Here is a 25,937-nt window from a genome sequence, read left to right as displayed (position 1 = left end):
ATCGCTCGATCGGCTTGACCATATTACAATATACACGTGTTCAACGTGTATGTATAGATTATAGCATTGTTTGTTAACTTACATGTCGTATAGAAGTTGGGAGAAGCCTTTGGTCGTAAGATCGGAGGCTTTTTTTATGTCCTCGGAGGGGGCGGAATCTATATCGGTGCGAACTGAGATACTAAAACCTGCTGATGTATCAATTTTGATTAAATTTGTATCATTTGTCCTACCTTTGGTTTAGAATCATTTATTAAGAGAGAGGGTTGCTAAAATATTAGATATCTATTTTAGCTTCGCTTAACATCTGCTTTTTGTTTTATATAAATCAAATTATTTGACTTTGTTGAAAAGTTTGTTAGCGTTAAGCGGGAATTTTAACTTAGGTATTTTTTGAGGTTTGGTAGATCGAATGGTTAGTGAATTAGATATTGAACATAAGCTAATTGAAAAACTTGAAGATTTAAAGTATCAATATAAATCTGAGATCAAGAATAGGGAATCCCTAGAGCAAAATTTCCGAAAGCATTTTGAAAAATTAAACAAAGTCAAATTAACGGATTCTGAATTTGCACGTCTCAGAGATGAGATTATCAATTCCGACGTTTATCTTTCCGCAAAATTGCTAAGGGAGAGAAATACATTTGAAAGAGAGGATGGTACTCCCCTTCATTACACGTTAGTAAATCTAAATGATTGGTGCAAAAATGATTTTGAAGTTATCAATCAACTTAGGATCAACACAGAAAATAGTTTTCATCGATATGATATTCTTATACTTTTAAATGGAATCCCGATAACCCAAATTGAGCTTAAAACATTAGAAATTAGTCCGAGAAGAGCCATGCAGCAGATCGTGGACTATAAAAATGATCCAGGAAATGGATACACGAACTCATTGCTTTGTTTTGTGCAGTTGTTTATTGTTAGTAACCAAAGTAATACATATTATTTTGCAAATAACCAAAACCAACATTTTAGTTTCGACGCGGATGAAAGGTTTTTGCCGATCTATCAGTTTGCAACCGAGGACAATAAAAAAGTCACACACCTAGCTGAGTTTGCCCAAAGATTTTTACCAAAATGTACGCTCGCACAATTGATTAGCCGCTATATGGTGCTCGTTGCAAGTGAGCAAAAATTAATGGTAATGCGTCCTTACCAGATTTATGCAGTGAAAGCGATTGTTGATTGTATCGAACAAAATCGCGGCAATGGTTACATTTGGCATACCACAGGAAGTGGAAAAACACTTACTTCCTTTAAGGCATCTACTTTATTAAAAGATAATCCCAATATCGAAAAGTGTTTGTTTGTGGTAGACCGAAAGGACTTGGACCGGCAGACGAGAGAAGAGTTTAATAAATTCCAAGCTGGTTGCGTTGAAGAAAATACCAATACAGAGACACTTGTAAAACGACTCCTTTCTACGGATTATGCGGATAAGGTAATTGTAACAACCATTCAAAAATTGGGACTTGCTTTGGATGGAACTCAGAAAAATAATTATAAAGAAAGATTAGAGACACTTCGAAACAAACGAGTTGTTTTTATTTTTGATGAATGTCACCGGTCTCAATTCGGCGAAAATCACAATGCCATCAAAGAATTCTTCCCAAAAGCACAGTTGTTTGGGTTTACGGGAACTCCTATTTTTAGTCAAAACTCGAGTTACATGAGAGTGGAAGGAGAGCAGGCATCCTATATCACAACGGAAGACGTATTCCAAAAAAGACTCCATGCTTACACAATCACACATGCAATTGATGATCGAAATGTATTGCGATTTCATGTGGATTATTTTAAAGAAGAGTTGAAGGGACCGAAAGGCATAAAAGTAAGCGATGAAGTCGCGCAAAAAGCGGTAGCAGAAGCTATCATAGAGAAACATGATATTGCCACTCACAATCGTAGGTTCAATGCAATTTTTGCCACTGCCTCCATCAATGAAGCCATTGCATACTATGGACTCTTTAAAGAGATTCAAGAACGGAAGAAGGCGGAGGATGAAAATTATAATCCTTTGCACGTAGCCTGTGTTTTCTCACCTCCTGCGGAGGGCAATCGGGATGTCCAACAGATCCAGGAAGATTTGCCTCAGGAAAAAGAAGACAACCAAGAGGCACCTGAGGAAAAGAAGGCAGCCTTACAAGCGATCATTTCTGATTATAATCAGAAATACAAAACTAATCATAGATTAGGTGAGTTTGATCTTTATTACCAAGATATTCAAAAAAGAATCAAGGATCAAAAGTATTCCAACAAGGATTACCCTCGTGAAAATAAGATCGATATTGTGATTGTTGTTGATATGTTGTTAACTGGTTTCGACTCCCAATACTTAAACACTTTGTATGTGGACAAAAATTTACGATATCATGGATTGATTCAGGCTTTTTCTCGTACCAACCGAATTCTCAATGATTCCAAACCTTATGGGAACGTTTTAGATTTTCGAAACCAAAAAAATTCTGTTGATGATGCCATTGCCCTTTTCTCTGGGGAAGATGCAAGTCGTGCTAAAGAAATCTGGTTAGTCGATCCTGCTCCTGTCGTGATTACCAAGTATGAATCTGCTGTGTCCAAGTTGAATGAATTTATGAAATCTCAAGGACTTGGTTTTTCTCCAGACCAAGTGAACAATTTGAAAGGTGATGAAGCAAGAAGTCAGTTTATTAATTTATTTAAAGAAATACAGAGAATCAAAACACAGTTGGATCAATATACGGATATTTCCAATGACCAAACAGAAGCTATTCAGAAGGTAATTTCGCCCGATGACCTTCGGGGATTTCGTGGGGCTTATTTGGATACGGCACAAAGATTCAAAGTAGATCAAAAACCTGGGGGCATGGAAACCATCGTTCATCAACTGGATTTTGAGTTTGTACTTTTTGCCTCTGCGATTATAGACTATGATTATATCATGGGTCTCATTTCTAAATACACACAAAAAACCGCCAAACAAAAGATGAGCAGGGAACAGTTGGTAGGATTGTTATCTTCCACATCGAGTATGATGGATGACCGAGATGAGATCATTGCCTACATTGGAACTTTGAAAGCAGGGGAACCCTTAAGTGAGACTGAGATCAAACAAGGTTTTGTGGAATTCAAAGCGGACAAATTCCAAAAAGAACTCCAAACAACTGCGGAATCACATGGCCTGGAGCCAGAAGTGTTACAAGTGTTTGTTAGATCTATATTAGATCGGATGATTTTCGATGCAGATGATTTGAGTGATTTGATGGCTCCTTTTGAACTCAGTTGGAAAGAACGAACCAAAAAGGAACTGGCACTTATGAGCGATTTAGTTCCCTTGCTTAAGAAACTTGCCCAAGGAAGGGAAATCTCCGGACTTTCTGCCTATGAATAGAAATTTCGTATCCATCCAACCAAATCTCATCACTTGGGCGAGGGAACGTGCAAGGATCAGTATTGATACTTTGTCCAAACGATTTCCCAAACTCCCAAAATGGGAGAGTGGAGAGTTACAACCTACGCTTCGTCAGTTGGAAGATTTTTCTAAGGCAGTTCATGTACCCATTGGCTATTTATTTTTGCCAGAACCGATCAGGGAACCATTACCAATATCTGATTTTCGCACCATTGCTGATAAGGAGCTGACAAAACCTAGTCCAAACCTTTTGGACACTTTGTATCTTTGCCAAGAGAGGCAAACTTGGTACAAGGAATACATGACACTCCACCGCATGCCAAATGTTCCCTTTGTGGGATCTGCAAAATTGCAAGAGAATCCTATTGCTGTGGCTCGTAAGGTGGAAAGTTATCTAGGAATTTCTTTTGAAGGAAGACGCACTTTTCCAAATTGGTCAGAAGCACTGAAGACCTATGTCCAAAAAATGGAAGAAGTCGGAGTGCTTGTGATGGCAAGTTCTATCGTGGGAAGCAATACACATCGGCATTTGGACGTAGAGGAGTTTCGTGGGTTCGCTCTGGCTGATTCTTATGCCCCTCTTATTTTTATTAATACTAGCGACAGTAAGGCGGCGCAGATGTTTACGCTCTTACTCGAGTTTGCCCATGTAATCCTTGGGGAAAGCGGAATTTCCAATGCGGGTGTGGGTCAAGTCACAGATATGGAAGTAGAAAAATGGTGTAATGCCGTCGCTGCCGAGTTTCTGATGCCGATGGAAAGGACTCTCTCGGAATATCGAGAGAACGAACCAATACAAGATGCCATCCAAAGATTTGCCAAATTATTTAAAGTGAGTAGCCTTGTGGCTCTTAGGCGACTCTTAGATGCTGGGAAAATTTCGCAGAAAGATTTTTGGCTGTACTACCAGGAAGAACTTACGCGCATCAGCAATCTGCAAACGTCAGGGGATGGTGGTGGGGATTTTTACCGCACCTTGGGAGTGCGTGTTGGAAAACGGTTTGCGACAGCCGTTGTGACGAGCACCTTGGAAGGGCAAACTCTCTTTCGCGATGCCTTTCGGATGTTAGGTTTCAAAAAAAATGAAACCTTTTATAAAGAAGCAAGAGAACTTGGGGTCATCGCATGACTTATCTTTTGGATGCGAATGTTTTTATCCAAGCAAAGAATTTACATTACGGTTTGGACTTTTGTCCTGCCTTTTGGAATCGGATTTTAGAAAAGAATCAAACAGGCATTGTACAAAGCATTGATAAAGTTGCTGATGAAATCGATGCTGGGGATGATTCTCTAATTGAATGGGCTAAGGAGAGAGCTCGACATATCTTTCGGAACACTGATACTTCGGTTCTCTCTCAGTTAGGACGAGCGAGCTTATGGGCAACAAGTCAGAACTATGAACCAGGCGCCATCAGCACATACTATGAAAGCATTGATTATTATCTAGTCGGACATGCATTGGCACAAAACAGTGCGATTGTGACCAACGAAGCTCCCTCTACATCTACGAAAAGAATCAAAATCCCGGATGTATGTGCGGTTGGGATATTCTTCTTGAATCCATTTGAAATGCTTTGAAGAGAAAGGATAAATTTTGTATTAGGTGGCACGGTATGAAGCAAAAAGAAAAAAGTTCCCGAAAACAACTAGTTCCAAACTTGCGATTCCCTGATTTTCAAAATGCAGGGGATTGGGATTTAGATTATTTTGAAAATCTAACATTTACTATTACTCCAACGAGAAAGATACCATCATCGCAATATTTAACAGCGGGCACCTTCCCTATAGTAGATCAATCCCAAAACTTTATTTGCGGTTGGACAAATAATGAAGAACTTATAATCACGAATCAGTTGCCCTTGATTGTTTTTGGCGACCATACTTGCATAGTTAAACTAATTAATTTTCCATTTGCGCAAGGTGCAGATGGAATAAAAATAATTGGTGTAAACCCCTCTCTTAATACACTATTTCTATATCAATATCTATTATATGATCCCGTTATTCAGGAAGAATACAAAAGGCATTTTTCTTTATTAAGGGAAAAGTTCGTTTCTTTCCCCTCGCTTCCCGAACAAAAAAAGATTGCCGATTGCCTTTCTTCCTTGGATGAGCTGATCCAATTCCAAACCAAAAAACTCGAAGTCGTACAGTCACATAAGAAGGGTTTGTTGCAGAATTTATTTCCTGCCGAAGGAGAGACTGTGCCAAGGTTGCGGTTTCCGGAGTTTGAGGGCACGGGGGATTGGGTGGAGAGGAAGTTGGGGGAGGTGTGTGTAGCCGAACTGAGAGAAGTAGCCAAACCAACTGAACGTTACTTGGGTCTTGGTATTAGGAGTCACGGTAAAGGTACGTTTCAAAAACTTGAACAAGATCCGAAGGGAAATTCTATGGATGTGCTTTATCAAGTTCATGAGAATGATTTGATAGTTAGTATCACTTTCGCATGGGAAGGAGCAATCGCAATTGCTTCGAGAGAAGACCATGGAGGTTTAGTGTCGCATAGATTTCCTACCTATGTCTTTAAACACGAAGAAACTATTTCTAACTTCTTTAGGTATATTATAACTAAAAAATCATTTGTATACAAGTTGGGTCTTATTTCGCCAGGAGGAGCAGGTAGAAACCGAGTCATGAATAAGAAGGATTTTCATGAATTAAAAGAATACTTCTCATCCCTCCCTGAACAACAAAGGATTGCGGATTGTCTTTCTTCGGTTGATGCCTTGATCCAGGAGCAATTGGATGCTTTAGAAAAGCTGAAGACGCATAAGAAAGGTTTGTTGCAGGGGTTGTTTCCTGTAATGGGGGAGTGATAGTTTATGTTTTTCGCTAGTTTAGAAAATATTGTTTCTCATTTTCGCCAATTGTTAACAGACAAGAAATATATTCTTATCTATGCATACAATGGAACCGGCAAAACTAGGCTTTCGATGGCCTTTAAAGATGCTGGAAAAAATGAAGATGAGCGAGATACATTATACTTTAACGCGTTTACAGAGGATCTTTTTCGATGGGACAATGACTTAGAAAACGATAATGAAAGAAAACTTTTAATCAATAGGCACTCGAGATTTGTGGAAGGAATCCAGTCCTTAGAAATGGAAAGTAGAATTCGACCGTTGCTTCGAAGGTATACAGACTTTGATTTTTTTATCAATTATGAAGACTGGTTCATAAGCTTTGAAAGAAAAATTCGCATTGGAGATGAAACTGTTACTTTTAATAACATCAAGGTCTCACGAGGGGAAGAAATCGTTTTTATTTGGTGTTTCTTTTTAGCGATTGCGGAACTAGCCATTGATGAAGAGGAAACATATCGTTGGGTGAAGTATATTTACATTGATGATCCAATTTCTTCATTGGATGATAACAATGCCATCGCAGTTGCAGGGCATCTAGCGCAGATGTTGAAGAAGCAAAATAATCGTAAAAAAATGATTATTTCATCTCACCATACTCTCTTTTTCAATGTGCTTTGCAATGAATTGAGAAATGCTGAGCGATTTTTTTTGAGTAAAAACGATTCTTTGAGTGGCTATAATCTCCAGGATACAACCGATACTCCCTTTTATCATCACGTTGCAACCTTAAAGGATCTTACTGAAGTTGCGAGGTCTGGACAACTTTATACCTATCATTTTAATGTTTTGAGGAATATTCTTGAGAAAACAGCGCATTTTCATGGATTCAAAAACTTTTCCCAATGCATAAAACAAGATAATGATGACCCAGATGGTGTCATTTATACGAGAATGATTAATGTTCTCAGTCATGGAAATTATTCACTCTTTGAACCGAAAGAAATGTTAGATGAAAATAAAGAATATTTTCGAAAGATATTATATGATTTTTTGAATCGATATCAATTTAACCCTGAATTTATAGCTAGATAGAAGAAATAATTATGACAGAACAACTACAAAACCAACTAGGTAAAACTCTTTGGAACATTGCAGACCAATTGCGTGGTTCCATGAATGCAGATGATTTCCGGGATTATATGCTTTCCTTTCTTTTTTTACGGTATTTGTCGGATAACTTTGAGTCGGCGGCAAAAAAGGAGTTGGGCAAAGACTATCCCAAGTTGGATACCGGCGACAGCCGAACACCTTTAAATGTTTGGTATGAAGCAAACCCAAAAGATACGCAAGAGTTTGAAAAACAAATGCGCCGCAAACTCCATTATGTGATCGAACCAAAGTATCTTTGGAGCCATATCGGGGAACTGGCGCGCGTACAAAGTAGGGATTTGTTGGATACCCTGGGCGAAGGATTCAAATACATCGAAGAACAATCCTTTGCTAGCACCTTTCGGGGGTTGTTTTCTGAAATCAATTTGAGTTCCGAAAAACTCGGGCGAAACTATGAGGAAAGAAATAAAAAACTCTGTGTCATCATCACTAAAATTGCAGAGGGAATCGGGCAGTTTTCATCCGACTTAGATATACTAGGTGATGCCTACGAGTATTTGATTGGTCAGTTTGCTGCGGGTTCAGGAAAAAAAGCAGGAGAGTTTTATACACCACAACAGATATCTAGCATCTTATCGGCGATTGTCACCCTAGACAGCCAAGACCCAAGCACGGGAAAAAAGAAAAAATTAGAGAAGGTTTTGGACTTTGCCTGTGGTTCTGGTTCCTTACTTTTAAATGTGCGAAATCAAATTTTGAAAGAAGGTGGAAGCATTGGAAAGATTTTCGGACAAGAAAAAAACATCACAACGTTTAACTTGGCCCGAATGAATATGCTCCTCCATGGGGTCAAAGATACCGAGTTTGAGATCCACCACGGAGACTCTTTGTTAAACGAATGGGAAATTTTGAACAACCCAAATCCAGCAAAGAAAATGTATTTTGATGCGATTGTTGCAAATCCCCCTTTTAGTTTGCGTTGGGAACCGAGCGAAGCCTTAGCAGAAGATTTTCGTTTTAAGAGTTATGGGCTTGCTCCCAAATCCGCTGCCGATTTTGCCTTTTTACTCCACGGGTTTCATTTCCTAAGCGATGAAGGAACGATGGCGATCATTCTTCCTCATGGAGTATTGTTTCGAGGAGGTGCGGAAGAAAAAATTCGTACCAAACTCATCCAAGATTCGCATATTGATACTGTGATTGGTTTACCATCTAACTTGTTTTATTCAACAGGCATCCCTGTTTGTATTCTCGTCCTAAAAAAGTGCAAAAAATTTGATGATATTTTATTTATCAATGCCAGTGGATATTTTGATAAAGGCAAACGCCAAAATCAACTTTCAGTTGAGCACATTGAAAAGATTGTCTCCACTTACCAATTCCGAGCAGAAGAAGAAAAGTATTCTCGTCGTGTGGGATTGAAGGAAATTGAAAAGAATGATTTTAATCTAAATATTTCTCGTTATATTAGCACAGCTAAGGCAGATGAAGCGGTAGATTTGGAGCAGGTGAATGCTGAGCTAGTCGATCTGGAAAAAAAGATCCGAGAGGCAAAGAAAAAACACAATGGGTTTTTGAAAGAGTTGGGGTTGTCAGAGTTGCCCTGAAGGGTGGAGGGGATTTTCGCAATCCAAGGCAATTTAGAATGAGTCCTCTTTGGTTGACAAAACAACCAATGCTCCTTACGATATATCCATGAACCGGGAAGATGAGGAAACCTTAAACAATTTGATCAAAGGTGGACTCTTAGGCGCAGGTTTGACGGCACTCCTAAAACGAGAGGCTGACGGCGAAGATATCGCAGTGGGAGCCATTCTCGGTGCAGCAATTCTAGCTTCAATTAAGGCATCGGAAAGAGCGAAAGAAACAAAGATTCCTCTTTTAGTACAAGAGGGAGATTCGCTTTATTGGAAACATCCTGATGGTCACAAAGAATTGTTTAAAAAATTACCAACCGATCCAAACCACTTACCTCCTAAATTTAAACTATCTTAAATGAGCAAAAAACGACTTCGTATTTTTGCTGGACCAAATGGATCGGGAAAATCTTCCTTTATCAAAGAATTTGAAAATACCGATCCTAGACATAAACTTGGTGTTTATGTGAATGCTGATGAGATTGAAAAGAAATTAAAAGAAGAAAATGTTCTAAATACCAACCAATATAAAATCCATTTTACAACGGAAGAAATTCAATCCTTTTTCCAAAAGTCAGAGTTTTCTCCGAAGAAAACAGGAGTATCAGATCTTTGGAAGTATTTTAAGATCATAGATAACGAATTGTTAGTAGATGAAAGATTGGAGATAAATTCATACATCTCTGCAGACTTGGCAGAATTTCTTAGGCAAAAATTGTTGGAATCAAATATCTCCTTTTCTTTCGAAACAGTCATGAGTGATGAGAGGAAGCTTAACTTTTTAAAAAAAGCTAAAGATATTGGTTATTCGATCTATCTTTATTTTTTTTGTACTGTCGATCCGGAAATCAATAAGAATAGAGTTGATCTCAGAGTGGAAGAAAAAGGTCATAGCGTTCCAGCTGATAAAATTGAAGAAAGATATTATCGTAGTTTAGAAAATTTAAAAGAAGCAATCCGATTATCAAATCGAGCATTCCTTTTTGATACTTCAAGTGTTACTTTTGATAAATTATTATTTGCAGAGGTAACGAATGGCAAAGAGGTCGAAGTATTTACTCGAGACGATGTTCCAACCTGGTTTATTAAATATGTTGTGGATAAACAATAGGATCCCACGTTAGGGATCGCCGTTCCGGCTGACCGAGCGCCCTCATCGAGGGAGAGCCCGACCCTAATTCAATACTATTTAACAATTCAATTAAATTGGGAACGCCCAAGTCTTTAAAATCAATTCAGAGGACCGGGTTGGTCGAACCATTCGCAGCGACCCATAGGGAGCGAGAATGCGAGTTTGGCGAAAGCGTAAGCCTAGCCAAAGCTCGCGAATCGTGACATGGATGTCACGTGAGCAGGAGTCGGGAAGGCATTCTGCTGCTTTTTTTATGTCCGGAGGGAGCACTTATCTGATTTCCATCGTTTAATTCCAGGTCTCAGCCATTGATACAATAGTTCCTTACTAAATTTAATTTTTGGATCGAATGAGGAACTGATAGCCGATTGCTCTTCGACTGATTTGCCAATTATGTTTTTTAGATAGAAAGCAAATCATATTGAAAATGATGCACCGTAATTACTTATAACAAAATAACAACTCTTCCTATTTAGAAATTTATCCTAAGTTCGATATAAACTTTAGAGTATGAGAGTAGACCGACAAATCAGTATAAAAGTAAAAGAAAAAGAATTGATCCGTTTGGATAGAGAACTTTCCAAAATTCGTGATGAAATTAAGTCTCTCCCTTCGATTGAATTGAAAAAACCTATCTTTCATTCTTATGGATTGGTTTGGTCTTTGAAATTACAAACTTCCAAACATAAAGAGGCATATCTTTATATTGTTGAAGCGTTTTCGAAAATCAAACGAGTGAAAAATTTAAGAAAAGTTCATCAAATGGAACCTGAGCCAATTTCCTTGGATAAAGGGGAATACCGAAAGCTAGTGTCAAAATACCCTGATGCAGTTCGCTGGTTTATCAAACGCAAAAACAAATTCAATAGTACTGAATATGCCTTCAACAAAGTAGACATTTTAGAAAAGAAAATTGTAAAAGTGATGATCACTCATAGAAAAGATATCGATCCAAACTTGGAAAGTCGTAGACGTGAGATTGAAGACATCATCTATACGAATAGAGATAATTCGGGAAAGTTAGATAACTTATTCGGAAATCGTTATGAATATACTTCCGAATATTATAAACTAAAATTACAGTTATTTGATTTGATCAATCCCATTCGGATGGATACTTGAAGCAATTTATCGCTTCATTTAAGAAAGGCCTTAACTTTCATGACTTTCTAATTCCATGTGATTCGGCTACAAGGCTGACTCGTTCTTCTTCTCCCGTCATCTCTTTCAAAGTGAACTGGAAGTGCTCAAATGCTCTGAAGATCATTTTAAATCCAAATGTTATCTTTTTAAAATCGTAATCACCGGAAACGGGTATGTTTCCTACAATCCACCAACGTAAGTCATCATCTAATAATTCGAATGCATCTTTCAAATTTCGTTCATTCAGGTGTCTAAAAAAATCGGTAACAATCTTTTTGTTTTCATGTACATTCATATGGGATTCCTTTTTCTAAACTGTTAAACAAATCACTTCATACACGGTGATTGGCTTTGACTTCCCTTTGACAATGACTTGATCAATTTCTCTAATTTCAAAACCATCATCTAGCGAGTATTTGCCGACAACTTGTTTGAATGTGACCTCGGATATTAAAATAGGGCAATTGTAATGTTTGGTTAATCCTTCGATTCTAGAAGCTAAATTTACATTGTCACCAATGACTGTATAATCTAACCTTCGGTCGGAGCCAATATTACCGACAATGGCTTCTCCTGTATGAATCCCAATTCCCACTTGTAATTTGTCTTCAGGATTTGGCATCGTATCGTTTAGTATCTCTATTTCACGAATCATAGCGACAGCGGATTTGACGGCGCGGAGAGCATCATCATCTCGTTTGAACGGAGCACCAAATATAGTCATGATCGCATCACCGATAAATTTATCGATGGTGCCATTGAATTTAAATATGACATCTGTCATGCGAGATAAATAATGATTTAAGAATTGAACCACTTCTTCGGCAGTCCGTTGTTCTGAAAATTTTGTAAAAGATCTGATATCTGAAAAAAGAATCGTTACTTCTTTGTTTTCGCCCCCAGGTTCTAGTTGCGCTTTGTTTTTATAGAACTCGCTGACTAACTGTGAAGGAAGAAATCTTTCCATCATTTGTTTTGCATTGGCTTCTTTCACCATTTCGATATTGGAAACCGTTGTTAGATATCCCATTCCAAGCATCATTGCCAATCCAAACATCATGGGAATTAAATCAAATGGGTAACCATCTTCTAATCCAATGGAGACCACAAGGAAATAAACAAATGCCAAAATAGCGCCATAGATCGTTCCTGCTTTCGAGTTTCTCAGAAGATTGAACTGGAAAACAAACATGGCACTTGTCATTGCAATAAAATAGATGAGGCCGTTTCCTTTTAGAATCGTTGGGTCAAGAAAAATCATAAGCCCAATGATAAAATAGTCTAAGGTAATCGTAAAAAATTTTAGATAGTGTTTGTAAGGTAAATAAAATAGAAAAATCAAAACAAGGGTGGCAAAGATTAGAAATAAAATATCCAATCCAACAGTGATGAGACTCGTTGGAACAATTGTATAATGGATCCAACCAAAATAGGATAAACTATCTAAAATAGAAGTGACTGAGAATAGGGCAAATCGAACAAAAGCGACAGTTTTTTCGTTTTTCATCTCCCTTACAATTAAGATTTCATCAACTAACGAAAGTTTCATGTATTAAACCATATCAAAAATTTAGAGGTGGTATTCCGAAATCAAATTGAGAAATAAAGATTTGGTTTTTGAAAAAAATCGGAATCTATCCGTCATGATAGGAGGTGGGTTATGTGGAAGGCGACTCTATTTTGCTTCAATGAGTTCCCTGTGAAAGGATCGAATGGAGTGGTTTTTCTAAATTTCCCGCGTTAGGGAGACGGAGGGCTTGGTCACCTGCCATCGTTAGATGGCTGGGGACGGGAGCGAAGCGCACCCCGGAGTTGCCCGACCCTTTTTAGATCAAATCCAGTGACACGATCCCATTGGGAACGCCCCAAAAAATCCTCTCAATCCAAACCCTTTTTCCCATCCGCCCAGTAGGCACGAACCTTTAGCTTGTTAGTTGGAATCCCTGAATTCTTCAAATAGGTTCTGACTTGTTGGATGGAACTGGCTCGCCCGGTAAGAAAAATCTTTGCTTCGGGAATTTTTGAAATCAGATCAATCATTTCCTTTGCTATTGTTTGGAGATGCGATCCATCGGAAGATCTTTCAAAAACTCTTTGTCCCGTAACTCCCAATTTTTCGAGAACCTCTTTCCCCGCTTCTGCCGAAGTCAATTCGAGGAATGTGTGAGACTTCTTTTTCACATTGTTTTGTAATACCTTCGCGATTCCAATGGAAGTCTCATCGCCGAATAGGATTGCATCTTCTTCTAGATTCGAAAAATCTAAAGACTCACGAGGGCCGAAAACTTCGCAAGGGTCTCCTACTTTTAAGGAATGGATCCAAGTGGAGGCAGGGCCATCATTTCGCTTATAAGAGAGGAATGAGAGTTTGCCTTCGTTTTTGTCCACACTGATGGGCGTGTAAGTGCGGTAAGTAAGATTTCCCACATCGACTTGCACCTTACTTCCTGGGATCCACTTGGCTTCTTTTAACTTTGTTCCCATCATTTCGATGAGAATGAAACTCTCCGCGAGCCGTTCTATTTTGGAAACTTTGGTTTGCGTGAGAAAAAAGCTAAATACTGACTTGATACTGCGTTTAAAAAATGAATTTGTTTCCGACATGGTCGCTATCCTTTAAGAACTAGAGTTTGTTAAAAGTGGTTTTACTTCTCTTTTAGTCCGATCGGACTAGTATAAAGTTCAAAAAAAGCTAATCAAAGTTAATTACTCCATCGAAGTGGAATTTTAATTCTAAATCCAATTGATTTGATCGCATTTTATATTGCATACAAAGAAGTAACAAACACAAAACGAGCTCTAAAATTACTTTTCAAGATTCTCAAACAACAATCCGCTGATGTATTTTTGAGAAAGTCTCGAAAATTTCTATTTTCTTCCGCCAACATTCTTGCATTAAAATCAGAAACGATTCGATCAATAGTTTCACCCAAATCAGACAGTGCAAAACAAGTCGGTCGTTTGCTCACCTACTGAAACGGTTAGATTGGGTCATAAGGAGATGGTTGTTTTAAGAAAAGGTTTTGTAAACTGTGTTATGTGATCACTCATTCCAAGATAAAATTTAGAATCATTTTATAGTTTAAAAAAGATTGAAGGAGGAGACTTGGTTCTCCAAATTCAAAGCCACCGAAGTTGTCGGAAAAAATCCTCACCTAGCCAATCTTAATTCCATACCTACGAAATGCCTCTGCCATTTCCAAAAATACATCAGCGGATTGTTGTTTGAGAATCTTGAAAAGTAATTTTAGAGCTCGTTTTGTGTTTGTTACTTCTTTGTATGCAATATAAAATGCGATCAAATCAATTGGATTTAGTTTGTTTGGATTGGTTAGTCCTTTCTCTTTCCATTCCTTCCCCAAGGTTGAACGTTGCAAACGGAATCGTTCCTTAAGGAAATGAAATAAAAATGGGATCACTTCAGGATTACGAAGTGAATTCCAAATGGTCTTTACGGTTTGCCATTGCATTCTACGGAAAAAAGGAAACTCATTCATACCGGATTGATGCCATTAAATCGTAAACTAAAGCGAATTTGAAAAAAATCAAGACAAAGAATGGTGAAGTATTTGGTGATTAAAACCAAAACCATAGACGTATACAAAAAATATATGAATGAGATGCTTGAGATTTGTTTTGTGATGATTACTTCCTTTGATATTGACTCGGCCAAAATCTTTTTTGATTTAGCTTGTATTTATCATTCAGTTGATTTCTTTAGAAAGAAGTAATTTTGGGATCGATATCCGACTTTGGTCGGGAATTTCGCGGAGAAGGAAGACTATGAATTCCAATCTTCTATTTTTTAAACAAAATACCTAAAATTTCATTATAATCCATTCAGAAAATATTCATAATGATAAGGATATCACAAAATGTTCAGAAACTGGCTTCCGTCAATGGGTGTGCTTAAAAAACTTATATGGATTGTTGTTTCGTTCGATTTTTGTTCTCACTTTTAGTTCATATACTAATATAATAGATATGGTTTGTTGCGATTTCCTCTGGTCAATCCTCGAAAGGTTTTGATCCAAACAATGATTAAAGATTCTTATTTTTCGTAACGATCCGAAAAAAATCCTAAAGTTTCCGAATTCTGTCCAAACTCTTTTTAGATGAATCTAATTATTGCCAATCGTTTTTCATTGCGGTTAGGAAACATTGTTTTAACAAGTGATTGTATTGTTGAATCTTTTGTATTTAAAGGTAATCAACTTTAATCCAAGTACAATTGTAGATTTTCTAAATATAAGTAATTAGTAATTTGCTTTTTTGAGGATTCTCGGTAGCGGGTTTTGAATTTAGCAAAACGAATATTTAATGGTAAGTAGGTGCATTTGAGTATTATAAATTATATATTTTATGAATCAATATTTGCCAAATCGTAAGATAAAAATTTATAGTTTGGAGGATTTTGGTGCCAGCGCAGGTGAAGAGTTCTCGATAACCGTTTTCCAAGACTCTGCATATAAAAACAAAAAATGGTCTGTTCTTAGTGTGAACCATTTTTCATCTTTGATATTGATAAAAAAAGGTAAAGGTCATATTGAAATAGATTCAAAAAAATATACCGTTGATAATTTTGGATTTCTCTATTTGCCACATTATGTTTCGTATCGAGGGGAATGGAGTGAGGTGATAGATGGAGTTATCATCCGGTTTTATGATTCTTTTTTGCTGCGAAAAAATGAAGTTCCTGCTAGTCGGTTTTCATTTTTTCTCAATTCAAAATCTCCTACAGTATTAAACATGAAAGATTGTACGATAGTTTGGGGAATCTTTAGATTTTTAAAAAAAGAACTCAGGTTGGAGGATAGATCCGAAAAAGGAATTATTCGTAATTTATCTGAATTATTGTTTCTTTATATTAATCGTTATATTCAGAAAGATCTTAATTTAATTCCAATTAAATCCAATCGGATAGTATACGAATTTTTTCAACTTCTAAATTCGTCTCAAGGAGAGATCAGGTCTGTAAATTATTTTGCATCTCAGTTGGGCATTACTCCTGGTCACTTGAGTGATACAGTTAAAGAAGTAACAGGTAAGTCTGCTTCTGATTTTATTAAAGAAAATGTCATGAGAAGGGCGTTTCGACTTTTGGAACATACCAATGAAAGAGTATCTGATATTGCTCTACAATTGAATTTTCAAGACTCAGCTTATTTTACTCGATTTTTTAAAAAGAACACTGGAGTGAGTCCTTCTGAATTCAGGAAGGATAAAAATCCGACTTTTGTCCATACATCCCCTTAAAATATCCAATGTTTTTTTTTAGCGGTTTGCCTGTGAACTAAAATTTCAATTGAGTTAACGTAAATAATGAAAGTAAATATTAGAATATATTGTTTATACATTGGTCTAATGATTGCTTGTTAACTGAATACCACATATTAAGTGTTTTGGATTCATTCCTTTCCGCTCTGCCAATTGGGAACTATGCTGTTTTTAGTAATCAGCTCAAGTTGAAATTGGTTAAGGGTGCAGAGTTTGACGAAGCAAAGATTGGAGAATTCCATGATGATCTAAGTTCGGATCATTTTCTTTCATCATCCTCTCTGGCTAAATTCAATATTAGTCATACGCATTTTTTACAAGCAGTCAAGGGAGAAACCTATACAAGCGAAATATTGATTGAGAATACAATTCATTGTTTCGGAATTTCTTCAATTTCCATTCCCCAAAACTTAATCAGTGACACCTTTGATAATTCAGAACAGTTTATCTTGTTTTCTTGGGTACAGAAAAATCAGAGAGACATCAATTATTCTAACTTAGAAGATATATCGGAAAAACAAGTTCGCGTTGTTTCGTATGAAGAGAGTTTGTTTCAAGAAATCAAAGATATCTTTGATTGGAAAAAGGAGATCGGTAAGAAGGGGAAACACAAATCCTGGATGCTGAAAGCTTTGCCAAATTTGAATACCAGTTTGATGCAAGGAACTGGTCTCGGTGGTTTGGTAACGTCAATGGGCGCTATGATTCGGAAGGTAGAAAAAAAAGGTAAAGTAGTTACTATCCCTATCCGTAACTTCGAGTTAGTCGAAGAAAATTTTAAATTTACTAAAAAATTGGTCAATTCCTTGGCAGTTGCCCAACGGTATTTTGAAGAAAGCGATTTTGAATTAAAATTATTAAATGTTCAAGATGTCATACAATTAGTACAAAATGTTGCTGATGATTTAGACGATATGTTGGCAATTAAAAAGCAGAATATATTGATTTCCGTTTTGCCAAACGCTAGTTCATATTATGTAAATCTTAACAAAGATCGATTAATCACACTGACTAAGGAATTGTTTATTAATGCAATGAAATACTCTCCTGATGGTGTTTCTTTAATTGTACTTTTTCTGATTACAGAAAAGAAGTTTTTGATAAAGTTTATAAACCCATCTTCTGAAGAAGGCATCGCAGCAGTGGATTTTGGACATTCTGATGATTTAGCATTTTTTCATCCATTTTTTAGATTAAATAAAGTTGTGGATGAACGTTATGATAAAGAGGAGTTTGCTCTCGGTCTTGGACTTGCGATTGTTAAAAAAATTATAGAAGATATGGGTGGAAACATTCACATTGGAACAATTCAATCTGGAATATATACCAATGTATTACACTCGGAGCATGCTGAAGGAGATTTTGCAGAAGTTTGTATTACATTAGAATTCGATTTAGAATAAGAAATGGATTTTGAAATATACTTTTATCGCCACTAAAAACTATCATTAGGTTCCTTTCAAAATCTGGGATTTAACCCATCGATCTTTATTAAGAAAAAATTATTTTGGTGCCTTTTCACGGGTGAATTCTTCGATTTTAATTTGAAATTTTATAGGAATTGTTAGAATCAATGGATATTTTGATCATTTGGGAATTTATCCGTTATGAAAATAAGTAAAACCATTTTTAATTATTTATCCGAATTAAAATTAAATAACAATCGAAACTGGTTTATTGAAAACAAAGATCGGTTTACTGAAATTCAGAGTGAACTAGTTTCTCTCACAGGATATTTTTTATCAGAAATAGAAAAGTTTGACAAAAATTTAAAGGGTGTCGATCCGAAGTCTTGTATTTTTAGAATTTATAAAGATGTTCGTTTTTCCAAAGATAAAAGTCCTTACAAAACACACTTCGGAATTTTTATGAGAGGTGGGAATCGGAAAATTGAAGGTACGGGTTATTATCTTCACATTGAACCTGGTGAGTCCTTACTCGGTGGTGGGTGTTATATGCCCGATCCAAAATCATTATTTAAAATCAGAGAAAGGATTGTATCCGATACAAAGTCGTTTCGAAAAATTTTAGATAATAAAAAATTTGTTCAAAATTTCGGAACAACATTCTATGCGGACAAATTGAAAACAGCACCTAAAGGTTTTGCGAAAGACCATCCTGCGTTAGATTTTTTGAAATACAAAGGATTTGCTGTTGGAAAAAAGATAAAAAATTCTGATTTAACATCCAATCATTTTATGGATGATGCGATCCAAAGTTTTCGAACCATATACCCTCTAAATCAATTTTTAGAAGAAGCTATGGCGAAAAAATAATAGCAATTGTTAATGAAACAAAATTTGAAACTTGTATATAAGGAGAAGGGAATGTCAAAAGATTTTGAACTTCCGAAAGATTTTTTATTAGGTTCTGCTACCGCTGCCACTCAGATTGAAGGTGGAGATATTCATAACAATTGGTATCATTGGTCACTTGCTGGAAAAGTCGGCAATGGAGAGTCTAGTTTTACTGGTGCTGATCACTATGCGCGTTATGTGGCAGATGTAAAACTTTTATCAAAACTAAATCAAGAATGTTACCGAATGAGTATTGAATGGAGTCGGATCGAACCCTCCGAAGGGGAATGGTCTATGGAAGCAGTTGCTCATTATCGTGATGAGTTCCGACTCCTATTGGAAGCTGGGATCAAACCTCTTGTAACACTACATCATTTTTCCTGCCCTGAATGGTTTCAAAAAAAAGGGGGATGGTTAGGAAAGGATGCTGTGAAGGAATTCCTAAGCTTTGTTGAATTTTCCGTGAAACAATTCGGGGATCTTGTTTCCGAATGGTGCACTATTAACGAACCAAATGTTTTTGCTAATGATAGTTATGTGGATGGTAAATATCCTCCGGGAAGCCATGGGGATATACCTGCCTATCTAAAAGTAACTCGTCGGCTCATTCTTTCTCACCTCAAATCCTATAAGCTCATTCATAAAATTCGAACGGAATCTGGTTTTGCAGGACAAACTAAGGTTGGTTTTGCGCACCATCTTGCTGTTTTTGCACCTCTGACATCCCATCCTTTGGCACGTCTTGGATGTTTTTTAAGTGATTTTCTATTTCATGAAATCCAAACAAAAGGTTTCATAGAAGGAAAATTATCCTTTCCGATTGGATTTGGTTATCCGGAAGGGAAGGGTATCTTCTGTGATTTTATTGGGATTAATTATTACTCTCGCCATCTTTTTAAAGCCAGTTATAATCCAGGAAATCTATTTGCCGTTCCTATGGTCGATCCAAATTGTCCCGATTCTCATAAAAATGATTTAGGTTGGGAGATTTATCCGGAAGGACTCTCTATTGTTTGTCATCGGATTTGGGATCAGTACAAACTTCCTATTTATGTTACGGAGAATGGCATTCCTGATGAAAAAGATGAAAAGAGGGAGCAGTTTATTATTGACCATTTAGCAACAATTTGTCGGTTACTTGATGAAGGTGTGTCTGTGGAACGTTATTACTATTGGTCGTTTTTGGATAATTTAGAATGGAACGATGGGTATGGTCCAAGGTTTGGGCTGGTTGAAGTGGATTATTCCAATATGGATCGCCGCGTTCGTAAAAGTGCACTTCGCTATGCGGAGATTTGTAAAACGAAAAGAGTTTCTCTGAGTCTATGATTATCGTTAATGGAAAAGTTTTTCTGATTTAAGTTGGCTCTATCTAGCGATGTTGACCACTTACTTAAAGATCAGAAAACCCTTCCATCTTTGTAGTCTTGGATTCAAAACATTCTATTTCTTGGAACTTTGAACCAAAAGATAAGCGACAAAAATAATCACAAGGACTGAATCGAATACAAGAGCAATCCCAGATTTTGCAAAGTAGGACTGTCCATAAATCAAATTAAGTAAAACAAATGTACTTTTACTAATGGAAGAAACTACAAGAATTAAATTACGATTTGGTTCGTTATAGGCGCCATATACCAACATTCCGCCGGTAATTGTGATCAGAACTCCCCAATTGCGAACTATGATATTGGCTAAATCACCGTTCAATGTATCTCCAAATGTTAACGTGAGTCCTAACGTTGGATGCAATGCAGGGAGAATCATGGAGCAGGTAATGATTCCGGAGCCAAGCATAATCCATTTGATGTTAGATATAATAAAATTCATGTGTATACCTCGGGATATAATGATTCAGAAAGAATGAGAAAAGCGAGAGTTTTTTCATGAATTAGCAAATTACTACTTTACTATAATTTATACTTGAAGTGATCTAAAGTTTTTTCTGGATAAAGGAGAACAAAATGAACAAATTAAAATACATTGGTATCACAATCGCTGCCTTGATCCTGATTGGGATCTCATTTTACGGTTACATGGGTGGATTTCAACAAGTGGCTGTGAGTCGTGAATCATTCGAACAAACAGAAATATATTATTCAACTCATAAGGGAGCCTATGAAAACATTGGAGCCAGTTGGGAGATTTTCCAAAAAGATTGGGAATCGATTGGGATAAAAGATTGTGACAGTCTCGCGATATATTTAGACAGTCCCGATACCGAACCGGCAAAATTGCGCTCTGTTTTAGGTTGTCGATTGGAAGGACTTTCGCCAGAACAAAAGAAACAAGCGGCTGTTAAGTTTAAAACTTTTACCATTCCTAAAATGAATGGACTGAGTGCTTCTTTTCCCTTTAAGAATTTTTTATCTTATTTTTTGGCACCGACTAAAGTCTATCCAAAGTTCCAGGAGATATTAATTGCAGAATCAGCGGAAACTTCTGTGGCCATAGAAATTTATGGAGGTTCTTCCGATTCAGTTAATACAATTGGATTTTTTATGCCTGTTGGTGTTAGTCGAGATGTGTTTCAGTCATTAGAAGATGCATTTCGGTAATTGAATTTAGGAGAGATTTTGCGTTAGGGATCGGGAGGGCTTGGTCCGCTGTATGCGGACGGGAGCGAATGCGCACCCCGGACGGGCCCGACCCTAAAATTTAGAATCCTTAATTTTGATTGGATTGGGAACGCCCGAAGTCAAAAATGAAATACCGAAAACTATATTACGCTTTGTAGATAAACACCATGAAACAATTTTTGATTTTCTCTGATTGCCTATATAGATTAATTCCAAAGAAATAGATGTAAGCAATTGTTAGTCGAGAATGAAAATCGCCTCTGCTTCGTTATATGACCCGCCGCCTGGAAAGAGACAACCATTCAGGTTTGTTGTTTGGTTCGCAAATCCACCTTCAGCATAATAATTTCTGGTTGTTAAACCTTCATCTCCTGGATACGTACAACGCCCAGTTCTCGTTGGACTATACACTGCCATTTGGGCAAGACAGTTATTTCCTGTAGCAGGGCCTGTTCCCATTGTGTCATAACAAAGATTAAATGGCCATCCGTTATAAGTTAGTTTTGCTGAAGAACTTGCGACTACGCCCGCATTGGCTACCTGTAAATTATAAGTTCCACCGAATCCACTAATATGTTTGATCATAATATAAACAGTTCCAGCATTGAGTGCCACTCGATTGAATTCTGCTCCAGTTCTTCTTTTTTCAGCGAAAGGAATCATCGTTCCATTTAAACTTGTAAAGTAGTAAATGTCTAGATCAGAGCCACCATGCCCGAAGGTATTAAATACATGAGTTGCAGTTGTTGCTGTAATTTGAAAAAAGTTTTTATTATCCCTTCCATCGATATAACGAAATGTTGCATGTGGTTCGTTGATTGCCCAACTGAGTAGTGGTCGATAACGCACCTTTGTAGAGAATACAGTCGCACCATCTTTTTCAACGGCAAAATCAACCGCACTATTTTCTGTAATCCCGGGAATGGTAGGCATAGTAAATTGAATGGTGTCTGAATTAACAGCGGACACACCTGTAGCAGTCACACCTCCTACTTTCACAGTGACTCCCGAAGTTTTGCCAATGAGATCTCCGTTTTGAATTTTGTTTTGTGATCCTGGAAATCCTAGTTCTAAAATTAAATCCGTGGGTTGGAGTAGGTATAACCCTAAAAGTAATTCTTCTGTATTAGAAGAGTCTTTTTTTTTGCAGCCGAAAAGACAGAAAATGATAGTGATTAGTAGTAAGAGTCTCATAGCATATACAAAGTTAAATGGTTTCTAAAAAGTAGTAAATCAGAAAATTCGAACTAGCGAATATTCTGTAACGGATAGATGATATTGAATTCAGAGGCAAAATGTAAAAACCTTAAGCAGATGGTTAAAATAAAGCAAACGTTCGAAAACTAGCGTTATAAAGAGTTAAATTTTGCAACTAACGAATATTAAGAAAAGTATTTGACTTGGGATAGTTCTTGATAGTTTTTGTTTTTATGAAAAATCTTAAATTCACAGCATATCTTTTGCCTTTTTTTGTTCTCATCAACTGTGCAACCCCACTTATATTGAAACAGAATATTAAATCAAAATCAAAAAATCTAGAGATTGAAGTTCTCAAGGTTACTGATGGACCAAATAGTTTTGCATCCGGTGGGAAAAACTTCTATCCGAATTCACCTGAACTACGATTGATTCATGTCACTGTTTCTTTTAAAAATTTAAAATCGGTTGATCACGAAATTGTGTTTTCTCGAATTGCATTGGAACCCACTTACGTGACAATTATGGATGACAAAGGGAAAGAAGTGAAAAAGTTAAACTCACCTACTTTCGTAAGACATTTCGAAGTAGATGTTTGGAATGATGTAAAAGAAGATGTTTCTGGAAATAATTTTGCAACAGGTAAAGTTGAAACAAAACTAACCTTGAAACCAAATGAAGCGGCTACCCGAACACTCATTTATTTTTTACCTAAAGAAGTTTTGCCTGAAAAATTAATTCTTTTGGATGAAAATTCTACCACAATTTCAATAAAATAACATTGAATCATAGGTCTCTGTTTCGATTATTTCTAGAATAGAGACCTATCCTTATTGGATAACTGAATTTTTTATCTACATCACTGAAGTTCTAATCAATCTACCATAATTAAAAATACCAATCAACAGCAAGCGCCCGCTGCACTATCATCAGAAGACGTTGATGGTGTTACCGATCTTGGGCCACAATCAAAAAGTCCAAAGTGTTTTGATTTGTCTCCGATGATCTGAAAATGATCTTTATAATGAGTTTTTGAAAGCATATCTGCAGTATTACCACAAACTAACATTGGTTTTCCTGTTTCAAGAACATGGTGGTCATCTAATTTAAAGTGATGCGGAATTCCATTGATTGTTCCTTTGTAATAAGCTACTTGGCCATAGTCTTCACATCGGTCTTCTAGTGGAATGTTAAATACTCTAAATGTGATTGAATAAAAATTGATATTTCCGACCTTTTCTTCAATTTCTGGGTTTAAAAGATTGATTTTTGACTTAGATATAACGCGAAAATCGTAAATCCCAAGTTCGGCAAGTAACCTTCTAAAGTCTTCCGTATAAAGTGCACCACCTAAACATTCTCCAAGTAAAATTGGGTCTTCTTTGAGATTCTCGGGAATCCTTTTATCAGTAAAAACATCAGAAAAATACAGTTCACCACCGGGTTTTAAGACTCTCAATATTTCGGAAAAAACAAGTTTTTTATTAGGTGAAAGATTTGTAACACAATTAGAAACCACTAAGTCAATCGAATTGTTTTCAATCCCAGTTGCCTTTAAATTTTCGATAAAACCTTTGAGAAAGGTTACGTTGGATTTTTCAAAACCAAATTGTTCTCTGTGGTAATCAAGATAAGTGTTCGCAACATCTAACTGTTCGTCTGTCATATCGATGCCAATGACGGTTCCTGATTCACCAACTAATTGCGATAATAAATAAACATCTCTCCCTGACCCACAACCTAAATCCAAAACTTTTCTGCCTTCAAGTGCTTGTGGGAAAGGGAACCCACATCCATAAAATCTTTCTTTCACTACAGGATGGATTTTTGATAATAAAGGTGAGTAAGCCGCCGGTAAGGATTCTACACTGCAACAGGCACTGGTTTTTAAGTCTTTGTTTGTTTTAAGAACTTTTCCATAATAATTTTGTACAGCTTCTAATGTTTCTAATTCAGTGTTTGTGGGCATAATTTTAATTCCGGCAAAATAATATATAGTGTATTGTGTTTATAATTATACTATATAGAAGGTTGTAAATCGAATCGTTTGAGAAAATTCTGTAATCGCACAAAATAATGATCTCTTCTATCATTTTACTGTTCTGAACGAAAAATGATCATATTCCAAATTCGTTTTTAGTTACTTAAACTTTGATTACAAAACTTTAAAAAATTTTCAAAGCTCATAGGTTTTGCTATGTAATAACCTTGTCCTAAGTCACAATTCATACCTTTTAGTTGTTCGAGGTCAGTTTTTGTTTCGATACCTTCTGCGGTACACTTCATTTGTAACTTTGTTGCCATCTCAATGCTTGAATTAATCAACACTTTCGAAACATTGCTAGTTGTCATTTCACGAACAAAGGATTGATCTATTTTTAATTCTGTAAACGCAATCCGAGCGATTTGTTGCATACTGGAATATCCTGTTCCGTAATCATCGATAGAAAGCCCAAACCCTTTCATTCGAAGGCGTGCTAAGTTTTCAAGAGCAGGTGCCATTTCTGTCATAGCTGCTGTTTCCGTAATTTCAAGGATGATGTATTTTGGATCCAACCCTGATTCCGAAACAACTCGAGTGATTTTATTGGCAAGTTTTGTATCGGTAAGTGATGTAAGGGAAAGGTTGACTGAGATGGATATTTTATGACCTTGTGCATGAATTAATTTACATGCCTTCGCTGATTCTTCTAACATAATAAATGTTAATATGTCGATGTTGCCTGATTTTTCTAACAAATCAATGAACGCATAAGGTGCTATCACACCACGATCTGGATGAACCCATCTTGCTAAAGCTTCTGCACCAATCAACTTTCCTGTAGATAATTGTATTTTTGGTTGGAAAAAAGGTGCAAAATCTCCATTGGTTAAACCTTCTAAAATTTCTCCTAAAGTAAAAAGGGATCCTTGGTTTAATTCTTTTCTTTGTTTTATGTCTTGGGATTTGAAGAGAGAAAATAATGTTTCTAAATTAGCTGGTGTAATTGGTTTTTCGATCGCGCCGAGTAAGTAAGTTCCATAAGCACTTGCCATTTTTCGAACAGAATCAATCAATGCACCGTCGAGGGCACTCATGATGATCGTTGCAATGGATGAATGAGAGTTTCCAATATGACGAAGAAATTCCATACCGTCCATCTCTGGCATATTTAAATCACAGAGAATGATATCGATAGAGTTTTGTTTTTCATCGTTTAGATAGTTGAGTGCTTCTGTTCCCGTTCTGGCTTCAGTAACCTTCATCGCACCTAACCTTACTAAGATATCAACGATGATTTCCCTTTGAAAATCATCGTCTTCAATCACTAAAAATTTCAATTCCTCTGCAACCATAACTTCACCTAAATTCAGTCAAAATCAA

General features: G+C 36.7%; 24 protein-coding genes. 16 read left to right on the top strand and 8 right to left on the bottom strand.

The window, feature by feature from the left end:
- Positions 1–412: 412 nt before the first annotated feature.
- The 9 genes from EHQ24_RS16745 to EHQ24_RS16705 all read left to right on the top strand — a co-directional run bounded on the left by EHQ24_RS16745 (position 413) and on the right by EHQ24_RS16705 (position 11,202).
- Positions 413–3,376, top strand: coding sequence for a type I restriction endonuclease subunit R (locus tag EHQ24_RS16745; protein WP_135602766.1), 2,964 nt, complete (start codon positions 413–415; stop codon positions 3,374–3,376).
- Positions 3,369–4,526 (top strand): ImmA/IrrE family metallo-endopeptidase, encoded by a 1,158-nt coding sequence (locus tag EHQ24_RS16740; protein WP_135602765.1) that lies wholly within the window; start codon positions 3,369–3,371, stop codon positions 4,524–4,526. The genes EHQ24_RS16745 and EHQ24_RS16740 overlap by 8 nt, the downstream gene beginning before the upstream one ends.
- On the top strand, positions 4,523–4,975 hold the full coding sequence (locus EHQ24_RS16735) for a DUF4411 family protein (RefSeq protein ID WP_135602764.1): 453 nt from the start codon (positions 4,523–4,525) through the stop codon (positions 4,973–4,975). The genes EHQ24_RS16740 and EHQ24_RS16735 overlap by 4 nt, the downstream gene beginning before the upstream one ends.
- Positions 4,976–5,010: 35 nt before the next feature.
- A complete protein-coding gene (locus EHQ24_RS16730) occupies positions 5,011–6,213 on the top strand; it encodes a restriction endonuclease subunit S (protein ID WP_135602763.1) in 1,203 nt (400 codons plus the stop codon).
- A 6-nt stretch (positions 6,214–6,219) separates the two neighbouring features.
- Positions 6,220–7,293 (top strand): AAA family ATPase, encoded by a 1,074-nt coding sequence (locus tag EHQ24_RS16725; RefSeq protein ID WP_135602762.1) that lies wholly within the window; start codon positions 6,220–6,222, stop codon positions 7,291–7,293.
- Positions 7,294–7,304: 11 nt separating this feature from the next.
- Positions 7,305–8,918 carry a type I restriction-modification system subunit M gene (locus EHQ24_RS16720; RefSeq protein WP_135602761.1) on the top strand — a complete coding sequence of 538 codons (1,614 nt, stop codon included), beginning with the start codon at positions 7,305–7,307 and terminating at the stop codon, positions 8,916–8,918.
- A 49-nt stretch (positions 8,919–8,967) separates the two neighbouring features.
- Complete coding sequence (locus EHQ24_RS16715; protein ID WP_244310485.1) at positions 8,968–9,306, top strand: hypothetical protein; 339 nt, start codon at positions 8,968–8,970, stop codon at positions 9,304–9,306.
- A complete protein-coding gene (locus tag EHQ24_RS16710; RefSeq protein ID WP_135602760.1) occupies positions 9,307–10,059 on the top strand; it encodes an ATPase in 753 nt (250 codons plus the stop codon).
- 531 nt (positions 10,060–10,590) lie between these two features.
- Complete coding sequence (locus EHQ24_RS16705) at positions 10,591–11,202, top strand: hypothetical protein (protein ID WP_135602759.1); 612 nt, start codon at positions 10,591–10,593, stop codon at positions 11,200–11,202.
- A 37-nt stretch (positions 11,203–11,239) separates the two neighbouring features.
- On the opposite strand, the gene EHQ24_RS16700 is transcribed toward EHQ24_RS16705, so the two are convergent.
- The 3 genes from EHQ24_RS16700 to EHQ24_RS16690 form a co-directional block, all read right to left on the bottom strand.
- Complete coding sequence (locus EHQ24_RS16700; RefSeq protein ID WP_244310484.1) at positions 11,240–11,518, bottom strand: nuclear transport factor 2 family protein; 279 nt, start codon at positions 11,516–11,518, stop codon at positions 11,240–11,242.
- 15 nt (positions 11,519–11,533) lie between these two features.
- Complete coding sequence (locus tag EHQ24_RS16695; protein WP_135602758.1) at positions 11,534–12,772, bottom strand: adenylate/guanylate cyclase domain-containing protein; 1,239 nt, start codon at positions 12,770–12,772, stop codon at positions 11,534–11,536.
- Positions 12,773–13,101: 329 nt separating this feature from the next.
- The gene (locus EHQ24_RS16690; RefSeq protein WP_135602757.1) at positions 13,102–13,827 is read right to left on the bottom strand and encodes a siderophore-interacting protein; all 726 of its coding nucleotides are present in this window, start codon (positions 13,825–13,827) and stop codon (positions 13,102–13,104) included.
- A 144-nt stretch (positions 13,828–13,971) separates the two neighbouring features.
- Here EHQ24_RS16690 and EHQ24_RS16685 point away from each other — a divergent pair, with 144 nt between their 5' ends.
- Positions 13,972–14,199: a hypothetical protein gene (locus EHQ24_RS16685; RefSeq protein WP_135602756.1), complete on the top strand. Its 228-nt coding sequence runs from the start codon at positions 13,972–13,974 to the stop codon at positions 14,197–14,199.
- A gap of 179 nt (positions 14,200–14,378) precedes the next feature.
- Here EHQ24_RS16685 and EHQ24_RS19380 read toward each other — a convergent pair whose 3' ends face one another.
- A complete protein-coding gene (locus EHQ24_RS19380) occupies positions 14,379–14,600 on the bottom strand; it encodes a hypothetical protein (RefSeq protein WP_244310483.1) in 222 nt (73 codons plus the stop codon).
- Positions 14,601–15,585: 985 nt separating this feature from the next.
- Here EHQ24_RS19380 and EHQ24_RS16675 point away from each other — a divergent pair.
- The 4 genes from EHQ24_RS16675 to EHQ24_RS16660 all read left to right on the top strand — a co-directional run bounded on the left by EHQ24_RS16675 (position 15,586) and on the right by EHQ24_RS16660 (position 20,126).
- A complete protein-coding gene (locus tag EHQ24_RS16675; RefSeq protein ID WP_135602754.1) occupies positions 15,586–16,479 on the top strand; it encodes a helix-turn-helix domain-containing protein in 894 nt (297 codons plus the stop codon).
- Positions 16,480–16,625: 146 nt separating this feature from the next.
- Positions 16,626–17,903 (top strand): ATP-binding protein, encoded by a 1,278-nt coding sequence (locus EHQ24_RS16670; protein ID WP_135602753.1) that lies wholly within the window; start codon positions 16,626–16,628, stop codon positions 17,901–17,903.
- Between the two features lie 204 nt (positions 17,904–18,107).
- On the top strand, positions 18,108–18,776 hold the full coding sequence (locus EHQ24_RS16665) for a DUF2461 domain-containing protein (RefSeq protein WP_135602752.1): 669 nt from the start codon (positions 18,108–18,110) through the stop codon (positions 18,774–18,776).
- A gap of 51 nt (positions 18,777–18,827) precedes the next feature.
- The gene (locus EHQ24_RS16660) at positions 18,828–20,126 is read left to right on the top strand and encodes a glycoside hydrolase family 1 protein (RefSeq protein WP_135602751.1); all 1,299 of its coding nucleotides are present in this window, start codon (positions 18,828–18,830) and stop codon (positions 20,124–20,126) included.
- A gap of 114 nt (positions 20,127–20,240) precedes the next feature.
- Here the strand turns inward: EHQ24_RS16660 and EHQ24_RS16655 are convergent, their stop codons facing one another.
- Positions 20,241–20,627: a hypothetical protein gene (locus EHQ24_RS16655; protein ID WP_135602750.1), complete on the bottom strand. Its 387-nt coding sequence runs from the start codon at positions 20,625–20,627 to the stop codon at positions 20,241–20,243.
- Positions 20,628–20,761: 134 nt separating this feature from the next.
- On the opposite strand from EHQ24_RS16655, the gene EHQ24_RS16650 reads away from it, so the two are divergent.
- On the top strand, positions 20,762–21,355 hold the full coding sequence (locus EHQ24_RS16650) for a hypothetical protein (protein WP_135602749.1): 594 nt from the start codon (positions 20,762–20,764) through the stop codon (positions 21,353–21,355).
- A 258-nt stretch (positions 21,356–21,613) separates the two neighbouring features.
- Here the strand turns inward: EHQ24_RS16650 and EHQ24_RS16645 are convergent, their stop codons facing one another.
- A complete protein-coding gene (locus EHQ24_RS16645; protein WP_135602748.1) occupies positions 21,614–22,570 on the bottom strand; it encodes a hypothetical protein in 957 nt (318 codons plus the stop codon).
- Positions 22,571–22,806: 236 nt separating this feature from the next.
- Between EHQ24_RS16645 and EHQ24_RS16640 the strand changes: the two genes are divergently transcribed.
- Positions 22,807–23,352 carry a hypothetical protein gene (locus tag EHQ24_RS16640; protein WP_135602747.1) on the top strand — a complete coding sequence of 182 codons (546 nt, stop codon included), beginning with the start codon at positions 22,807–22,809 and terminating at the stop codon, positions 23,350–23,352.
- A 122-nt stretch (positions 23,353–23,474) separates the two neighbouring features.
- Here EHQ24_RS16640 and EHQ24_RS16635 read toward each other — a convergent pair whose 3' ends face one another.
- A complete protein-coding gene (locus EHQ24_RS16635) occupies positions 23,475–24,542 on the bottom strand; it encodes a methyltransferase domain-containing protein (RefSeq protein WP_135602746.1) in 1,068 nt (355 codons plus the stop codon).
- 167 nt (positions 24,543–24,709) lie between these two features.
- Entirely contained in the window at positions 24,710–25,909 is a 1,200-nt protein-coding gene (locus EHQ24_RS16630) for an EAL domain-containing response regulator (protein ID WP_135602745.1), read from the bottom strand.
- Positions 25,910–25,937: the final 28 nt, after the last annotated feature.

This window comes from Leptospira noumeaensis, from assembly GCF_004770765.1.
Taxonomy (GTDB): domain Bacteria; phylum Spirochaetota; class Leptospiria; order Leptospirales; family Leptospiraceae; genus Leptospira_A; species Leptospira_A noumeaensis.
The sequence above is the reverse complement of the archived record's forward strand: the minus strand, read 5'-3'. Positions and strand labels throughout refer to the sequence as shown.

What these genes read in the sequence shown, in the direction of transcription:
- EHQ24_RS16730 (WP_135602763.1), top strand. Translation starts at nt 5,011, where the DNA reads ATGAAGCAAAAAGAAAAAAGTTCCCGAAAACAACTAGTTCCAAACTTG.
- EHQ24_RS16690 (WP_135602757.1), bottom strand. Translation starts at nt 13,827, where the DNA reads ATGTCGGAAACAAATTCATTTTTTAAACGCAGTATCAAGTCAGTATTT.
- EHQ24_RS16635 (WP_135602746.1), bottom strand. Translation starts at nt 24,542, where the DNA reads ATGCCCACAAACACTGAATTAGAAACATTAGAAGCTGTACAAAATTAT.
- EHQ24_RS16660 (WP_135602751.1), top strand. Translation starts at nt 18,828, where the DNA reads ATGTCAAAAGATTTTGAACTTCCGAAAGATTTTTTATTAGGTTCTGCT.
- EHQ24_RS16740 (WP_135602765.1), top strand. Translation starts at nt 3,369, where the DNA reads ATGAATAGAAATTTCGTATCCATCCAACCAAATCTCATCACTTGGGCG.
- EHQ24_RS16735 (WP_135602764.1), top strand. Translation starts at nt 4,523, where the DNA reads ATGACTTATCTTTTGGATGCGAATGTTTTTATCCAAGCAAAGAATTTA.
- EHQ24_RS16630 (WP_135602745.1), bottom strand. Translation starts at nt 25,909, where the DNA reads ATGGTTGCAGAGGAATTGAAATTTTTAGTGATTGAAGACGATGATTTT.
- EHQ24_RS16640 (WP_135602747.1), top strand. Translation starts at nt 22,807, where the DNA reads ATGAAAAATCTTAAATTCACAGCATATCTTTTGCCTTTTTTTGTTCTC.
- EHQ24_RS16665 (WP_135602752.1), top strand. Translation starts at nt 18,108, where the DNA reads ATGAAAATAAGTAAAACCATTTTTAATTATTTATCCGAATTAAAATTA.
- EHQ24_RS16700 (WP_244310484.1), bottom strand. Translation starts at nt 11,518, where the DNA reads ATGAATGTACATGAAAACAAAAAGATTGTTACCGATTTTTTTAGACAC.
- EHQ24_RS16720 (WP_135602761.1), top strand. Translation starts at nt 7,305, where the DNA reads ATGACAGAACAACTACAAAACCAACTAGGTAAAACTCTTTGGAACATT.
- EHQ24_RS16650 (WP_135602749.1), top strand. Translation starts at nt 20,762, where the DNA reads ATGAACAAATTAAAATACATTGGTATCACAATCGCTGCCTTGATCCTG.
- EHQ24_RS16695 (WP_135602758.1), bottom strand. Translation starts at nt 12,772, where the DNA reads ATGAAACTTTCGTTAGTTGATGAAATCTTAATTGTAAGGGAGATGAAA.
- EHQ24_RS16725 (WP_135602762.1), top strand. Translation starts at nt 6,220, where the DNA reads ATGTTTTTCGCTAGTTTAGAAAATATTGTTTCTCATTTTCGCCAATTG.
- EHQ24_RS16655 (WP_135602750.1), bottom strand. Translation starts at nt 20,627, where the DNA reads ATGAATTTTATTATATCTAACATCAAATGGATTATGCTTGGCTCCGGA.
- EHQ24_RS16710 (WP_135602760.1), top strand. Translation starts at nt 9,307, where the DNA reads ATGAGCAAAAAACGACTTCGTATTTTTGCTGGACCAAATGGATCGGGA.
- EHQ24_RS16705 (WP_135602759.1), top strand. Translation starts at nt 10,591, where the DNA reads ATGAGAGTAGACCGACAAATCAGTATAAAAGTAAAAGAAAAAGAATTG.
- EHQ24_RS16645 (WP_135602748.1), bottom strand. Translation starts at nt 22,570, where the DNA reads ATGAGACTCTTACTACTAATCACTATCATTTTCTGTCTTTTCGGCTGC.
- EHQ24_RS16745 (WP_135602766.1), top strand. Translation starts at nt 413, where the DNA reads ATGGTTAGTGAATTAGATATTGAACATAAGCTAATTGAAAAACTTGAA.
- EHQ24_RS16675 (WP_135602754.1), top strand. Translation starts at nt 15,586, where the DNA reads ATGAATCAATATTTGCCAAATCGTAAGATAAAAATTTATAGTTTGGAG.